Origin of the sequence: Nocardia sp. NPDC058176 (genome assembly GCF_042883805.1) — a bacterium.
Taxonomy (GTDB): Bacteria; Actinomycetota; Actinomycetes; order Mycobacteriales; family Mycobacteriaceae; genus Nocardia.
Map to the genome: position 1 here is coordinate 946,817 of NZ_JBHVVA010000002.1, position 14,476 is coordinate 961,292.

The 14,476-nt window shown below is 64.5% G+C and carries 17 protein-coding genes; 9 read left to right on the forward strand and 8 right to left on the reverse strand.

The genetic code is table 11. The features are described 5' to 3' along the window. Positions 1-9 precede the first annotated feature (9 nt). Positions 10-672, forward strand: coding sequence for a class I SAM-dependent methyltransferase (locus ACFVVM_RS16940; protein WP_387618584.1), 663 nt, complete (start codon positions 10-12; stop codon positions 670-672). Between the two features lie 60 nt (positions 673-732). Here the strand turns inward: ACFVVM_RS16940 and ACFVVM_RS16945 are convergent, their stop codons facing one another. Next, complete coding sequence (locus ACFVVM_RS16945) at positions 733-1,338, reverse strand: alpha/beta family hydrolase (RefSeq protein WP_387618587.1); 606 nt, start codon at positions 1,336-1,338, stop codon at positions 733-735. A gap of 233 nt (positions 1,339-1,571) precedes the next feature. Between ACFVVM_RS16945 and ACFVVM_RS16950 the strand changes: the two genes are divergently transcribed. The 3 genes from ACFVVM_RS16950 (at position 1,572) to ACFVVM_RS16960 (ending at position 5,661) form a co-directional block, all read left to right on the forward strand. After that, positions 1,572-3,407 carry an acyl-CoA dehydrogenase gene (locus ACFVVM_RS16950; protein ID WP_387618590.1) on the forward strand — a complete coding sequence of 612 codons (1,836 nt, stop codon included), beginning with the start codon at positions 1,572-1,574 and terminating at the stop codon, positions 3,405-3,407. 167 nt (positions 3,408-3,574) lie between these two features. Continuing rightward, the gene (locus ACFVVM_RS16955) at positions 3,575-4,846 is read left to right on the forward strand and encodes an ATP-binding protein (RefSeq protein ID WP_387618593.1); all 1,272 of its coding nucleotides are present in this window, start codon (positions 3,575-3,577) and stop codon (positions 4,844-4,846) included. 101 nt (positions 4,847-4,947) lie between these two features. Further along, complete coding sequence (locus ACFVVM_RS16960) at positions 4,948-5,661, forward strand: helix-turn-helix domain-containing protein (protein ID WP_387618595.1); 714 nt, start codon at positions 4,948-4,950, stop codon at positions 5,659-5,661. Between the two features lie 345 nt (positions 5,662-6,006). Here ACFVVM_RS16960 and ACFVVM_RS16965 read toward each other — a convergent pair whose 3' ends face one another. Next, positions 6,007-6,378: a hypothetical protein gene (locus ACFVVM_RS16965; RefSeq protein ID WP_387618598.1), complete on the reverse strand. Its 372-nt coding sequence runs from the start codon at positions 6,376-6,378 to the stop codon at positions 6,007-6,009. A 185-nt stretch (positions 6,379-6,563) separates the two neighbouring features. Between ACFVVM_RS16965 and ACFVVM_RS16970 the strand changes: the two genes are divergently transcribed. Together ACFVVM_RS16970 and ACFVVM_RS16975 are read left to right on the forward strand one after the other, a co-directional pair. Next, a complete protein-coding gene (locus ACFVVM_RS16970; protein WP_387618601.1) occupies positions 6,564-6,854 on the forward strand; it encodes a transposase in 291 nt (96 codons plus the stop codon). After that, the gene (locus ACFVVM_RS16975; RefSeq protein ID WP_387618603.1) at positions 6,818-7,189 is read left to right on the forward strand and encodes a hypothetical protein; all 372 of its coding nucleotides are present in this window, start codon (positions 6,818-6,820) and stop codon (positions 7,187-7,189) included. Before ACFVVM_RS16970 ends, ACFVVM_RS16975 begins: the two co-directional genes overlap by 37 nt. A 21-nt stretch (positions 7,190-7,210) precedes the next feature. On the opposite strand, the gene ACFVVM_RS16980 is transcribed toward ACFVVM_RS16975, so the two are convergent. Together ACFVVM_RS16980 and ACFVVM_RS16985 are read right to left on the reverse strand one after the other, a co-directional pair. After that, entirely contained in the window at positions 7,211-7,729 is a 519-nt protein-coding gene (locus ACFVVM_RS16980) for a hypothetical protein (RefSeq protein ID WP_387618606.1), read from the reverse strand. A 30-nt stretch (positions 7,730-7,759) separates the two neighbouring features. Continuing rightward, positions 7,760-8,206 carry a DUF6301 family protein gene (locus ACFVVM_RS16985; protein ID WP_387618609.1) on the reverse strand — a complete coding sequence of 149 codons (447 nt, stop codon included), beginning with the start codon at positions 8,204-8,206 and terminating at the stop codon, positions 7,760-7,762. 868 nt (positions 8,207-9,074) lie between these two features. Here ACFVVM_RS16985 and ACFVVM_RS16990 point away from each other — a divergent pair. Beyond that, a complete protein-coding gene (locus tag ACFVVM_RS16990; RefSeq protein WP_387618612.1) occupies positions 9,075-9,719 on the forward strand; it encodes a helix-turn-helix domain-containing protein in 645 nt (214 codons plus the stop codon). A 65-nt stretch (positions 9,720-9,784) separates the two neighbouring features. On the opposite strand, the gene ACFVVM_RS16995 is transcribed toward ACFVVM_RS16990, so the two are convergent. Further along, positions 9,785-10,762, reverse strand: a complete 978-nt coding sequence (locus ACFVVM_RS16995) for a GlxA family transcriptional regulator (protein ID WP_387618614.1) — start codon at positions 10,760-10,762, stop codon at positions 9,785-9,787. A 100-nt stretch (positions 10,763-10,862) separates the two neighbouring features. Here ACFVVM_RS16995 and ACFVVM_RS17000 point away from each other — a divergent pair, with 100 nt between their 5' ends. Both ACFVVM_RS17000 and ACFVVM_RS17005 read left to right on the forward strand, forming a co-directional pair. Beyond that, on the forward strand, positions 10,863-11,438 hold the full coding sequence (locus ACFVVM_RS17000; RefSeq protein ID WP_387618616.1) for a cysteine hydrolase family protein: 576 nt from the start codon (positions 10,863-10,865) through the stop codon (positions 11,436-11,438). 124 nt (positions 11,439-11,562) lie between these two features. Then, positions 11,563-12,024, forward strand: coding sequence for a hypothetical protein (locus ACFVVM_RS17005; protein ID WP_387618618.1), 462 nt, complete (start codon positions 11,563-11,565; stop codon positions 12,022-12,024). A 164-nt stretch (positions 12,025-12,188) separates the two neighbouring features. Here the strand turns inward: ACFVVM_RS17005 and ACFVVM_RS17010 are convergent, their stop codons facing one another. From ACFVVM_RS17010 to ACFVVM_RS17020, 3 genes are all read right to left on the reverse strand, one after another. Continuing rightward, positions 12,189-12,758, reverse strand: coding sequence for a hypothetical protein (locus tag ACFVVM_RS17010; RefSeq protein WP_387618620.1), 570 nt, complete (start codon positions 12,756-12,758; stop codon positions 12,189-12,191). 77 nt (positions 12,759-12,835) lie between these two features. Then, positions 12,836-13,243 carry a hypothetical protein gene (locus ACFVVM_RS17015; protein WP_387618623.1) on the reverse strand — a complete coding sequence of 136 codons (408 nt, stop codon included), beginning with the start codon at positions 13,241-13,243 and terminating at the stop codon, positions 12,836-12,838. Between the two features lie 498 nt (positions 13,244-13,741). Next, a complete protein-coding gene (locus ACFVVM_RS17020; RefSeq protein ID WP_387618625.1) occupies positions 13,742-14,224 on the reverse strand; it encodes a hypothetical protein in 483 nt (160 codons plus the stop codon). Positions 14,225-14,476 lie beyond the last annotated feature (252 nt).

Genomic DNA, 14,476 nt, shown 5'->3' on the forward strand with positions numbered 1-14,476 from the left:
ACTCGAACCATGGATTCGGCGGAGTGGGATGCGCGGTATGCGCGCAGTGAATTGGTGTGGGGCGCACCGCCGAACAGCACGGTGGTCGAGTATGTCTACGGCCTGGACAAACGCGTCGCCCGGCTCGCCGCCGAAACCGACGCCACCCCGCCGCCCCTGCCCCGTGCGCTCGACCTGGCCTGCGGCGAGGGTCGCCACGCGCTGTGGCTGGCCACCCACGGCTGGCAGGTGCAGGCCGTCGACTTCTCCCAGGTCGGCATCGACAAGGGCCGCACCGTCGCCGCGCGCCTGTCCCGTTCGGTCCGCTCCCGGGTGGACTGGCGCTGCGCCGACATCACCGAGCTCGCCGCCGCCGAGGTCACCGGCCCGTTCGAGCTGATCCTGATGGTCTTCGTCCACCTCCCCGCCGATCAGCGCCGCCCCCTGCTGCGCCAGCTCGCCGGCATGCTCTCCCCTGGCGGCATGCTCCTGGTCCTCGGCCACGACACCAGCAACGTCACCGACGGCTACGGCGGCCCCCAGGACACCGACATCCTCTTCACCCCCGAGGACATCCGCGCCGACCTCGACGACCAGGGCCTCACCATCCGCGTCGCCGACCACGTCTTCCGCCCCACCGAGGGCCCGGACGCCATCGACGCCCTCGTCATCGCCGAGCGCCCCACTCCCTGATCAAGATCAGCACGCTCTGGTGGCGGCTTCTCGGCCGTTACGCACACCAGAGCGTGGTGATCACTCGTCCAGTCGGCGCCAGCGGGCGAACCAGGGGATGACGGTCGCGGCGATGAGGTCGAAGCCGGTGCGGAACGAGTGGGGCTGCTTGGGGATGACGCGGACTTCGGTGGCGTCGGTGGGGTCGGGGATACCGAAGGGGTCGCTGCCGCCGTTGATGACGACGACCTCGATGTCACCGGTGGCGAGGAGCTCCTCGCGCCGGGACTTCTCCGGCTTTCCGGGCGGGTGCAGCGGGAAGGACAGGGCGATCACCCCGCGCGCGTCCGCCGCCACCGCGGTGCGACACGCCACCCGCGCGCCGTTGCTGCGACCCCCCTGGACGAGCGGGATCCCGGGAAATCGCGCGCGCAGCGCGGCCACGATCTCAAGCCAGGCCTCGTCCTGCTTGACCGCCGAACCGGGTGCGCGCCGTCCGGCAACCCGGTAGGGCTGGACCACACGAGCCACCACGCCACCGGCTTCGACCGCCGAATCACGCACTACCAGAATGTCTTTCGCGTCGACGCCGCCGCCGGAGCCGTGCGTGATCGCCAGCAGGAAGCTCGGCTCGGCAACCTCGTCGAGCTCGATCTCGGCCGGTCCCGCACTCGTCTCGATGCGCACACCTCACGGTAGCCCCACGCACACTGCGAGCAACCGCGCCACAGCCAGGCGTGTTTTTCACATCACATTGCCGCACACCCCTTTGCCGAAGCGATTACCCACCGGTAATATGGTCAAGAAGTTACCCGCGAGTAGCATGCGGAAAACCGGCAAGGCTACCCGGTGGACGTCACGACGGGCGGGAACGGCGCACAACCGACCGCACCAGAACTCAACGGAGAGTGAGTACTCACATGGGCCACTACAAGGCAAACGTTCGCGACCTCGAGTTCAACCTCTTCGAGGTTCTCGGCATCGACAAGCTCCTGGACGCGGGCGCCTTCGGTGATCTCGACACCGACACCGTGAAGGAGATGCTCTCCGAGGTCCGCCGCCTGGCCGAGGGCCCGCTGGCCGACTCGTTCGCCGACGCGGACCGCAACCCGCCCACCTTCGACCCGAACAACCACACGGTCACCCTGCCCGAGTCCTTCAAGAAGTCCTACAAGGCGCTCGAAGACGGCGAGTGGGCCAAGGTCGGCGTCGTCGAGGAGCTCGGCGGCCTGAATGCGCCGTCCGCGATCACCTGGGCCCTGTCGGAGATGGTGCTCGGCGCCAACCCGCCGATCCAGATGTACGCCGCGGGCGCCGGCTTCGCCCAGGTGTTCTTCAACAACGGCACCGAAGAGCAGAAGCAGTGGGCGGCCAAGATCGCCAACCGCAACTGGGGCGCCACCATGGTGCTGACCGAGCCCGACGCGGGCTCCGACGTCGGCGCCGGCCGCACCAAGGCGATCAAGCAGGAAGACGGCACCTGGCACATCGAGGGTGTGAAGCGCTTCATCACCTCGGGCGACTCCGACGACCTGTTCGAGAACATCATGCACCTGGTGCTGGCCCGCCCCGAGGGCGCCGGACCGGGCACCAAGGGCCTGTCGCTGTTCTACGTCCCGAAGACCCACTTCGACTTCGAGACCGAGACCCTCGGCGATCGCAACGGCGTGTTCGTCACCAACGTCGAGCACAAGATGGGCATCAAGGCCTCGGCCACCTGTGAGGTCACCTTCGGCGGCCACGGCATCCCCGCCAAGGGCTGGCTGGTCGGCGAGGTGCACAACGGCATCGCGCAGATGTTCGACGTCATCGAGAACGCCCGCATGATGGTCGGCACCAAGGCCATCGCGACCCTGTCGACCGGTTACCTGAACGCGCTGGACTACGCCAAGACCCGCGTCCAGGGTGCCGACCTGACCCAGATGACCGACAAGGCCGCGCCCCGCGTGACCATCACCCACCACCCGGACGTGCGTCGTTCGCTGGCCACCCAGAAGGCGTACGCCGAGGGCCTGCGCGCGATCTACCTCTACACCGCCGCCCACCAGAACCCCGAGATCGCCGAGGCCGTCTCCGGTGCGGACAAGGACGTCGCGTTCCGCGTGAACGACCTGCTGCTCCCGATCGTCAAGGGTGTCGGCTCCGAGCGCGCCTACCAGTACCTGACCGACTCGCTGCAGACCTTCGGTGGCTCCGGCTTCCTGCAGGACTACCCGATCGAGCAGTACATCCGCGACGCGAAGATCGACTCGCTCTACGAGGGCACCACCGCCATCCAGGCCCAGGACTTCTTCTTCCGCAAGATCGCCCGCGACCGCGGTGTGGCCCTGGCCCACGTGGCAGGCCAGATCCAGAAGTTCATCGACTCCGACTCCGCCAACGAGCGCCTCAAGGGCGAGCGCAAGCTGCTCGCCACCGCGCTCGAGGACGTCCAGACCATGGCCGCCACCCTGACCGGCCACCTGATGGGCGCCCAGGAGCAGCCGACCGAGCTGTACAAGGTCGGCCTGGGTTCGGTCCGCTTCCTGATGGCCGTCGGCGACCTGTTCATCGGCTGGCAGCTGCTGCAGCAGGCCGAGATCGCCCTCGCGGCCCTGGACAACGGCGCCACCGGCACCGATGTCGCCTTCTACACCGGCAAGGTCGCCTCGGCGCAGTTCTTCGCCCGCAACGTCCTGCCGGAGCTGACCGCCACCCGCGCGATCCTGGCCAACCTGGACAACGACATCATGGAGCTGGACGAAGCGGCCTTCTGAGGTTGACCGTCTGACCTGAACGGCCCGGAGCTATTGCTCCGGGCCGTTTGTCGTACCAGGCGCGACTGTCGTGATTCGGCGATTACCAGAGTAAAGTTCGTGCGTTTACCAGAGTAGGGACCCTGCGATTACAAGACTAGAAGCCGTGCGATTGCTAGATTAGCCATATGGCCGAGTATCACCCGCGAATCATCGACCCAGTTCTGGACGATATCCAGCCGCACCTGAGAGCGCTCGCGATTTTCGGCCCCAAAGGCGTGGGAAAGACCGCGACCGCCCTCCAGCGCGCCGCCTGGACCATCGACCTCAGTCTGCCCGCCCAACGAGAGCTGATCATCGCCGACCCATCGATTTTGACTCGCACGAAGGGACCCGTGCTGGTCGACGAGTGGCAACGGCTGCCCGAGGTCTGGGACCACATCAGGCACGCCGTCGACGGGGGATCGCCACCAGGACACTTCATCATCGCGGGTAGCTCGGCTCCCCGCGGAGCGGTTGTCCACTCCGGCGCGGGCCGGATCGTCCCGATGCGGATGCGGCCGTTGAGCATCGCCGAACGTGGTATCGAAGCCCCGACCGTACGGTTGGCCGATCTCCTCGACGGTGGGACCGATATCCATGGATCGACAGCACTGCGACTTGTCGACTACGTCGAAGAGATCACCGCATCGGGGTTCCCCGCGATTCGCCCGCTGCCGCCTCGGGTTCGCCGCGTCGAGCTCGATGCCTATCTCGACAATGTCGTGCAACGCGAGTTCCCGGAGCAGGGCTATCCGGTGCGCAAACCCGAGGTGCTCCGCGCGTGGCTGGCGGCGTACGCGGCCGCCACTTCCTCGACAGCCGCGTACTCCAAGATTCTCGATGCGGCTACCCCTGGTCTGCCGAGCAAGCCCGCCCAGGAAACTACGCTGGCCTATCGCGATGCGCTGTCGTCGTTGTGGCTCTTGGATCCCGTTCCAGCGTGGATTCCGAGCCGGAACCACCTCGACCGACTCGGGCAAGCTCCCAAGCACCAGCTCGCGGATCCCGCCCTGGCCGCACGTCTGCTCGGTCTCGATGCGAAGGCTTTGCTTCGCGCCGAGCAAGGCACCGGAAGGCGGCTCCGCGAAGGCACGATTCTCGGCGCACTGTTCGAACATCTGGTCACACTGAGCGTGCAAGCCTACGCGCAAGCTGTCGATACCCAGGTCGGACATCTGCGGACCCGCAACGGAGATCACGAGATCGACCTCATCGTCCAACGCTCGGACGGTCGGGTACTGCCGATCGAGGTGAAGCTCGCGGACCGGGTCACCGATGTCGATGTCAAACACTTGCTCTGGCTCCGGGACCGGGTTGGCGACGATGTCGTGGATGCGGCCGTCGTGTACGCGGGCGAGAATGCGTACCGCCGTCCGGACGGAATCGCTGTCATCCCACTCGCGCTTCTAGGACCTTGAGTCGCGAACCGACGCTGTTGCTCCGGGCCGTTTGTCGTTTCCTCGGCAAGATCAGCGCGTATCCTGGGTAATACCGTCGATGCATCGCTCGGGGGGTCGAGATGGCTGAAAGTTCCGCGCTCAGTGTGTATTTGCGCGAACGGCGGATGGCGGCCGGGCTCGCCCGGACCGAGCTGGCCGTGCGCGCGCAGATGGCGCCGCTGCTGATCACGCAGATCGAAGCGGGCACGCTGGTGCCCAATCCGCCGATGCTGCAACGCCTCTTCGACAGCCTCGACGTACCGCAGTGGTACCGCAAACACATCCTGGTGCTCGGGCTGCCCGCGGTCGAGTCCGGCCCGCCGCCCACCACACCCTCGGCCGAGGACCTGGCCGACCTGGCCAGCCTCACCCACCCCGCCTGCTTCCAGCGCTTCCCCACCATGGACGTGCTCGCCGCGAACGCGGACTACCAGCGCCTGTTCCCCGGCCTCGGCGCCGGCGTCAACATGCTGCAGTGGATGTTCCTCAATCAGACCGCGAAAGAGGTCTTCGTCGACTGGACCACCGAGGCCCAGCTCCTCGTCCACGCCTTCCGCATGCTCTCACCCCTCGCCCCCACCCAGCGCATCAGCGCGATCGCCGAAGCCTGCGGCCGCTCCCCCGACTGGGACGAGATCTGGGCCAGCGACGTCCGCCCCCAGGACATCGCCCGCCGCCACCTCCGCCTACGCGAACCCGGCACCCCCACCGAACGCCGCATGCTCCTGCGTGTCTACGACCCGGCCTTCCCCACCCGCCCCTGGTGGCTCTACCGCCTGATCCCCACCCGCTGACCGCCCCCGGAAACGAGCTCGGCACCCGCCGAATCCGACGGGTGCCACGCTGCTGAGAAAACCGACTACCCCGCCGACCCGGTCGAGAAGGCAGCGAGCAGGTTCAGGATCTGAATCAGGGCATCCAACGTATTTCCTCTTTCGTCCGAATGAACACCGTGTTCCTACCACCCCGAGATGACGGAACACGTCGCCCGGGTGAACGGCCGGCGAACACGCCCGCCCGAACCTAGACCCTCCCCCCACCCCCGTCGACACTTCACCTCACCCTGAGCCGAAACCACGAAAACGGCCCACACTCCGGCAAGGAGTGTGGGCCGTTTGGCTCAGTGCATGCTTGCCCGACTAGTTCGGGGGGTAGTTGCCCCCGGCGCCGAAGAGATCGCGGTAGATCCAGAACACCGCGCCATCCTCCGCGAAGAAGGTCGTCGCACCCGACAGACCGGATTCACTCGGTGTTTCCTGTGGCGGCTGCTCAGGGCTGGGCACCGTGAGACCGGGCAGGACACCCCGCCGGATGAGGTAGGTCTCCTCACCGGCGACCGCGTTACTCGGGACCTCCCAATAGGTGTCCCATGCGGTCGGCGGCTCCGGAGAGCCACCACCGACGACCCCGCCCAGAAACGCGCGAGCCTGGACAGGCCGCGCCTGCCGGGGCACTCGAATCCTGGTCCACGCATCGTTCGAATTCACCCGCAGGCGAATCAATTTCGACATTTCATTTCCTTTCATCAGGTATCGGGGGACGCGGCGCCTGATCAGGCCGCATCGACGACCGAGTATGTTTCCGAGCCCGGCCTGCACAGTGGCGTCGCGGTTGTAAGAGCTACTAACGGGTTCAGTTATGAGGCAATGAGACCCACTGTTGTGCAGTATGTTTCGCCGTGACGGCACCGTGGGTCGTGGATGATGAACTGTGGGCGGTTATCGAGCCGCTGCAGCCGGCGACGCCAGCAGACACCCGCCCGGCCCAACACAACCGGAGGCTGGTGTTCCAGGGGATCTTGTTCGTGCTGTTCATCGAGTGGGAAGACCTTCCCCAGGAACTCGAGTTCGGGTCCGGGATGACGTGTTGGCGCAGGCTACGCGACTGGCAAGCCGCCGGAGTGTTGCTCCAAACATCACCTGCTGACCTGTGGAAACGGGTTCCCTCGTCGTGGAACTGTCCGCGGCCAACGTCAACGACCACCTGATGCTCGCGCCCGTGCCCGATCGGGTTCACCCCTTGCGTGGACGGCCAGGGCCACCGCGACGCCGGATTGAGAATCCGATCACCGACAAGGGCTACGACTGCCCCCGCGTGTACACCGAGCTGCGACAACGCGGGATCACCGGCTACATCCCGCGCCGCGGAACCCGCGACAAAGTCACTGCCGACCGCTGGATCGTCGAGCAAACCATTGCCCTGATCCACCAGCACTGGCGTCTGACCGTCCGGTGGGAGTATCGCACCGACATCCACTACGGATTCCTGAATCACGTTGCCTCACTGATATGTTGGCGACGACTCAGCAACCGAACCCGTTAGGAGCTCTTAGCGAGATATTCCTCATGAGTCCAGCCGCCGGTCCAGACGTCGCGCGCTGGACCGACTACGTAGATTCCCGAGCTGCCGTGCCGCGCTCGTCACATCCTCCAATTCGCTGGTTGGGAATTCCTTGTCGGAATCCTCAACCCAAGACTCAACCTCCAGTTCGAAGGGTGTCGCCACGTGGAGACCCTGCCGAAATGCCTCAACGACTTGGTCGGCCAGCATTTCGTACGTGCGGTAACGAACCGGCCAACCTACGAGCAGATGCCAGTTGTCCGAGCGCCCTTTCGAGGGCGGGCACCACCCGCCTCCCCGCAGCCTATCCTCGAATTGATCAGGCATCTGAAAATCTGCACCGAGATTGTCGTTATGCACGATCTCGCACCACAGTTCTGGCTCACCAACAAAGAAGCGAGAGAAACGCTCACCAGCAGCTTTGACAATCAGGTAGCCCTTGGTTGGCATACCCGACAATGTCAATGCCAGTGCCGTGGATAAATTCCTCCAGTCAGCATCCCCAGCGTCTAAGCTCACCATTTCCCCATCACCAGCTCGCGTATTCCTTTGTCAGAACTTCGGATTAGCCAACTCGAGTACTATTGACCGACTGAGAGATCGCAGACATATCGATATGCCTGAAGCATCCCACGCCATGACTGCATCGACGCCGGGCTCAGTGCGCGTCGGCGCGCCAAGAACGGGTTCAAGTGCGAACACAAGTTCTGCGTATGAATCAACGATCGACTCTCGACTGTCAACCCAAGGAACTGATTGATCGAGAATTTCAGTCACATACATTGTGATATCAGAGAATACCCTCTTTCGCATAAACACACGAGCTTCCGGACGAACGACCTCCAAATTTGTTTGAAAAGTCATGCCATTTTCTCCGGACCATTCAGAAACCCACCCTGCAACTTCTGTGAACCGCGTCACATCATCAACATATCCAGTCCATTCGAACTGTTTGGCGAGCCTTGCAATCCGAACCGCGCCGTCAACATCGACCTGCATGGAGTAGGCCTCCCTTGTTGTCCTCGAATAGATAAAGCATAGGTCAGCATAGGTCAGCCTCCCGCTTACGAACATTAGTCCAGCGTAGGCGGCAGGGTCGTGAATATTGCCTGCCCAGGACAGCGGGGACCACAAAGATGGCGTCCGTAGTCAACGATACTTATTGATCCCTTTTCATCCTGCCGCGGCAGCCTGAAGCTGGTGCTCCTGAAGAACACGGATCGTCTTGACCAGCCGGGTGGCCAGAGCCCGCTGCCGGACCCATGTTGACGTGACGCGGATCGGTCTATGCGCCGAATTTATGATGCGCCCCTTCGGAGTGCCTGCGAGTTGAGCGGACCCGGAGCCAGGTTCTCGACGTCGTCCCTCAGGCGTCGATCAGCCGAGCGGAAGTCGACAGAAGGAGAGGCCGCAATAAAATCGTTCATCAATGCCCGACTGCTATTGCGAAATTCACCAACTTCTCCACCGCCCATGATTCCCACACCTTTCACAACCGATAGTAATACCACGAATTTCCGAGGTGGATATACACGTGATCATATTCATTATTCGAGCGACTCTCATTCGGTAGATAGAGAAATCCGCTTTGTGCCCATGGATAGTCTTTCGCCAACACGAATTGGCACGTCCCAAGAGAGTCACGCTCGACGTGATGGAATCTGTAGGTACCGATCTCTACACCTTCGTATGAAGTTCCCGACCTGCCGCGGTCAAGGTCTTCACACGTCGCGGCTGCGCGATCCATAGCATCCCGAGACACCATCCATCCGAGCCGGCCAGGTACGTGGAGCCAGGTCGAGACCACCGTCACCGCGAGGAAAGCGGGGACCAGAAGCCCCAATCGCCACCACCTCGGGTAACGCATGTGACCGAGAAGGGCGAGTACCAACCACACCAGCACCGGGACGACCAGTGCTACCCCGACCGGTATCACTACCTGGATATCATCGAACGCCGTTACGTCAGCCCATACGAGCCAAAGGCAGCACGCCTGCGTCATAACAGTCGCCACTGCCATCGACACTTTCCATTCCGTCGGAATACTTTGTGGCAGAGCAGGATCCAAGATCATGGGCACAAGCTACCGGACACTTCACACTCGATCGGTCCCATCTCAAGTGGAGTAGAGAACGATCAGCTGACGAAACCCGACAAGGTCAGCGCCACCCTGCGGCTTGCTCGCAAGGAGCGCGAGATGTCGATGGACCGCGCCGCGAAAGCAGCTCGAATCAGCACCAGCCTGTGGACACAGGTCGAGAACGGCACGCAGTACAAACGGGGCCAGAAGGTCCCGGCCAGCACGACCGCCGAGACCCTGCAGGCGATGGCCGAGGCGGTCGGTCTCGACGCGTCGCCGCTGCTCACACAGGCGGGCCTGGATCCGGCGCCGGTCGAGCAACCGAGACCACAGCCCCAGGAGGGCATCGTCGACCTGTCCGGGCACTCCGAGGGTGACCTTCGGATCGTGGCGGCGTACGTCAACGGTCTCCGGGCTGCCAGACACAGCTGATCATCGAATGCCCCGCCTTCGCGCGGGGCATTCGTCGTCTCGGCGCCGACGCGCCCATATCCCCGTCAGCCCAGGCGGAAGCGGTTGCGGTATTCGGTGGGGGTGGTGTCGAGGGTGCGGCGGAAGGCTCGGGTGAGGGTGTCGATGGTGTTGAAGCCGCAGGTGGTGGCGATGCGTTGGAGGGTTTCGTCGGTGGTTTCGAGGCGGTGGCGGGCTATTTCGACGCGGGCGGATTCGATGTAGGCGGCGGGGGTCATGCCGAGTTCGGTGCGGAAGATGCGGGTGAGTTGGCGGTCGCTGACGTTGGCTTGTTCGGCCAGGACCGAGACGGTGAGCGGGGTCGCGATGTTGCGGGTGATGTAGTGGCGGAGGTCGTCGATGCGGCGGGTGGTGGAGACCGGTTCGAGTGAGACGCTGAATTGGCTTTGGCCACTTGGCCTTTTGAGGTACATCACGAGTTGGCGGGCCACGCGCAGGGCGAGTTCGTCGCCGAAGTCGTCGGCCACCAGGGCGAGGGTGAGATCGAGGCAGGCGGTGAGGCCGGCACCGGTCCAGATGTCGCCGTCGCGGATGTAGATGGGGTCGGCGTCGACGTCGACGGCCGGATGTTCGGCGGCGAGCTGGCGCGCGGTCGACCAGTGCGTGGTGGCGCGCTTGCCATCGAGAAGTCCTGCGGCAGCGAGGATGTGGGCGCCGACGCAGACCGAGGCGATGCGGCGGGCGTCCTTGGCCAGGACGGCCACGGCGTAGACGACGGACGGGTCGACGAGCGCTCGGACGCGGCGCTGATCGTCCACCTCGACCGCGCCGGGGACCACCACGGTGTCGATCCGGCGGGAGGAGACCTCGAGGAAGGTGGTGTCGGGAAGTACGCGGACGCCCGCCGAAGTGGTGACCGGGTCCATGGTCTCGGCGGCGAGCATCACCTCGTAGCCGGTGGGTTCGTCGAGTTCGCGTTGCAGGAGGGAGAAGACCTCGGGCGGGCCGGTGACGTCGAGCAGGTCGACGCGGTCGAAGAGGACCATGACGATCAGCCGCTCCACCCGACCCCTCCTCGCATGTCTGAATCTGCAGGCTACATGACATTGCCGACATCTCGGGCCGTCTTTAGCGTGGAATCGTTCCCGATAGGAAGGTCCCCCGATGACTTCGACGACTCTGCGCGAGCTCAATGGTCTCGACGACAGCCCGGCCACCCTGGCCGAGTCCACCCTGATCCTGGTCGACTACCAGAACACCTACACCCGTGGCGTGATGGAACTGACCGGATGGCGGGCGGCTCTCGACGCGGCCGTCGAATTGCTTGGCGCCGCAAGGGACTCCGGTGCCACGGTCATTCACGTCATCAATGACGGTGGGGCGGGAACCCCCTACGACATCACCGCCGACATCGGCCGAATCCACCCCGATCTTTCGCCCACCCCGGATGAGCGGGTGGTCGTCAAGACCGCGCCCAACGCCTTCGTCGGCACCGAACTGGGCGAACTCGTCGACGCGGCGGGCAACGAGACGGTCGTGATCGCGGGCTTCATGACCCACATGTGCGTCACCTTCACCGCCGAAGGAGCCTTCCTCCGGGGCAACAAACCCACCGTCGTCGCCGACGCCTGTGCCACCCGGCCCCTCGCCGACGTCCCGGCGGAGCAACTCCACCGCAGCGCCCTCGCCACCCTCCGGGATCTCTACGCGGTGGTCGTTTCCACCGCCACCGAGCTCTGATCAACGAGGAACTCTCGGATCATCTGCATAGACTTCCCTTGTGCAAGAACATGATCCGACGATTCCGCTGGCGTATCCAGCTGCTACGAACCCAGTCGGAGTACTTGCCTTCACCCTGGGGGTGTTGACCGCGACGCTCGCCGCGGTCACCGCGGTGACCGCCGAGAGCGGAATCGCACCGGTGCCCGTTGCGATCTCGAGCATCGGCATCGCGGTTGCCGTATTCGGCGCGACACGCATGCGCGCCGCCACGCCGGAACTGGTCATCGACAGCCACGGTGTCGTGATCCGGCTGATCGGCCGAATTCACTGGACGGAAATCGATCGGGTACGAGTGCGCACGATCGATGTCGGACCGAAGGTTCTCGCGAGTCGACGCCTCAACACGAACCTGGAAATAGTCCTGGCGGATCCAGTTTCCGTGATTTCACGCATGGACAGGCGAGCACGGCTGCTCACCGCACTGTCGCCGGTGGCCGGGTGGAGCCGAGCGAGTGTCACAGCGTCGCAAGTTCTTCCGCACACGATCAACGATGTCATCCATGACATGCGGCTGTATCACCCGGCGTTGCGGGTGGAGACATAGCGGAGTACCTCGAAAACGACGAATGCCCCGCTGGGAGCGAGGCATTCGATTCGCTGAGACGTGTGCGTGGCCGTTGGGGATCGGGCCGTAGGTGCAGTGGACGAAGTCGGAGTGGGACCGGATAGTCGCGCGCCGAGCGGAAGGTGGCACCGCCCTCGGAGCTGTCAGTTCAGCGGGGCCGACTTCCACCAGTTCAGGACCTCGTCGGGGGTGCCGTATCCGTCGGTGAAGAAGAGGAAGCCGGAGCGCTGTGGGTCGTCGAAGAAGGACGTGATGATCTTGTGGCCATTGTCGGTGTACTTGTGGTTCGTGTACGGACGACCGTGGTTGGTGTCGATCGACACCGTGTTGGGTGGGAGAGCGGTGAGCACCGAGTGGGTGTCGGCGGGGGACTGATAGGCGTAGACGCGGTAGAAGGGGTCCTGGCTGTCACCGCCCGCGAAGCAACGCCATTGCCAGACCCAGTTGCCGAAGTCGGGGTCGCCGCGGTTCGGGTCGGGGAGGTAGCCGCGGTCGGTCTCCCAGCAGGTCGCCTCGCGATAACCGATCTCGCCTTCGCGGGAGGCGGGGACCAAACGGGGGAAGGCGGCGCTGATCGTTTCCGCGGTGGGGGTGCTCGTTTGAGCCGAGCCGGTCGACGCGGGGGCGACCGGCTCGGCTGCCGCGTCGGCACCGAACATGGACAGGCCGGTCGCCGTGATGACGGCGGCGAGAAGGGCGCGTGACTCGAACAAATCTGTGTCCTGATGGTGAGTGGGTACGAAAACGACGAATGCCCCGCTGGGAGCGGGGCATTCGATTCACTGAGATGTCAGGAGGTGGCGTCCGGGTCGGCGGCGTCGTCGCCGTCGGACGAGCCGGTGGTCAGGGCCTTCAGCAGGGCGGCGATGCCCTCGGCGGAACCGGTCTCGGTCTCGTCGGCGACGGTGTCGCCATCGGTGGCGTCGTCGCCGCCGGCCGAGCCGGAGATCAGGGCCTCGAGCAGGGCGGCCAGGCCCTCGGCGGAACCGGTGGAGGCCTCGGTCTCCTCCTTCTCGGAGACGTCGTCGCCATCGGTGGCGTCGTCACCGGCCGAGCCGGAGCTCAGCGACTCCAGCACGGCGGCCAGGCCCTCGGCCGAACCGGTGGAGGGCTCCTCGGCGGCGGAGACGCCGGTGCCGAGCAGGACCATTCCGGCCGCGAGAACGATACCGAGGCCGAGCGTACGAAGCTTCTTCATGAAATGAATCCCCTTGATATAAAGCATGACTGCCGACTATCTCGCCGGACGGAAACTTTTCTAACACGGACGGCGGATGCCGCCCCAGCCCGAATTTTTCGGGGCATTCGCGGTGGCTGTGCCACGAATTTGCTGACGCCGCGCTTCGTGATCGCTCCGGATCGAGGATTGCAGTGCGATCCTTCATCGAGCGACGCTCCGAGGTCACCATGGGTGGTGACCACCGCGTCATACCCGCTGGACAATCGATCGGGCGTGCGCAACGGTCGACAGAAGGCCGGGAATGCCAGGTCAGGGCGCCCTCACCTGGCGGAGCGCAACATCGGTGAATACCCAGCTATCAGCCGATCCATGCCATGATTGATCTCACGTCATCAGGACGTAACACCTCCATGTCGGGAAACGATTGGGCACCAACTCGATTCGACCTCGGGCGGAGTGCGCACGCTGCCGATTTCCCCATGATTGACCCGACCGTTGCCAGGTCGCCGACTGCCGCTATGCCGGGCAGTTGACCGTGTACTCCCATTTGGTCTCGTCCAAGCCGCTGACCCGGACGGTCACCGTTGACGCGCTGCCCGCGGGCAGTGAAACGACCGCAGAGCCGGTGCCCTCATTGATGTTGTCGCCGACATAGCCGGTGTCGAGCACCTGGGCGCCCTGATAGAACACCTGAATTCGGTCCGGAATGTTCAGGGTTTCATAGGAGAGGACGAAACTGGTGGGCCCCGTGGCACCGAGCTGATGCACGGTGTTCGTCACGCCCGCCCCGCCGGACTTGGTGACCCGGTTGCACTGCTGCACGCCCTCGGCGGAGCCGCCGGCGCTGCCACTGAGAATGCCGCTCCCGGTGTCGAGCAGATCACCGAGAATCCCACTGCCGGTGTCGATGACACCGCTGCCCGTCTCACCACTGCCGGTGTCGGCGGCGGCCACACCGGCGAACCCGAGCAGCGAGCACGCCGCCCCGACCGATGCCACTGCTGTTCTGTACTTCAACGCTTCCTCCACACCACGTCTCGCCGCGGATTCCGCGGCGGCCCCGGGGCCTCGATATCCTCCCGTTTGCCCAGCCCGACAGCTGGGTACGGAAGTTCTAACACTGTTTTTAGAGGATGTGGAGTCCGCGAAATTCGGGAAGATGAAGATTCAAATGCCCTGCGGTAGCCGAATTCTGACAGTCGGCGGCATTGGCGATCTGGCAACATTCCATCCACAGCCCACATGGCGTCG

What these genes read in the sequence shown, in the direction of transcription:
- ACFVVM_RS16940 (WP_387618584.1), top strand. Translation starts at nt 10, where the DNA reads ATGGATTCGGCGGAGTGGGATGCGCGGTATGCGCGCAGTGAATTGGTG.
- ACFVVM_RS16950 (WP_387618590.1), top strand. Translation starts at nt 1,572, where the DNA reads ATGGGCCACTACAAGGCAAACGTTCGCGACCTCGAGTTCAACCTCTTC.
- ACFVVM_RS16955 (WP_387618593.1), top strand. Translation starts at nt 3,575, where the DNA reads ATGGCCGAGTATCACCCGCGAATCATCGACCCAGTTCTGGACGATATC.
- ACFVVM_RS16960 (WP_387618595.1), top strand. Translation starts at nt 4,948, where the DNA reads ATGGCTGAAAGTTCCGCGCTCAGTGTGTATTTGCGCGAACGGCGGATG.
- ACFVVM_RS16965 (WP_387618598.1), bottom strand. Translation starts at nt 6,378, where the DNA reads ATGTCGAAATTGATTCGCCTGCGGGTGAATTCGAACGATGCGTGGACC.
- ACFVVM_RS16980 (WP_387618606.1), bottom strand. Translation starts at nt 7,729, where the DNA reads ATGGTGAGCTTAGACGCTGGGGATGCTGACTGGAGGAATTTATCCACG.
- ACFVVM_RS16985 (WP_387618609.1), bottom strand. Translation starts at nt 8,206, where the DNA reads ATGCAGGTCGATGTTGACGGCGCGGTTCGGATTGCAAGGCTCGCCAAA.
- ACFVVM_RS17000 (WP_387618616.1), top strand. Translation starts at nt 10,863, where the DNA reads ATGACTTCGACGACTCTGCGCGAGCTCAATGGTCTCGACGACAGCCCG.
- ACFVVM_RS17015 (WP_387618623.1), bottom strand. Translation starts at nt 13,243, where the DNA reads ATGAAGAAGCTTCGTACGCTCGGCCTCGGTATCGTTCTCGCGGCCGGA.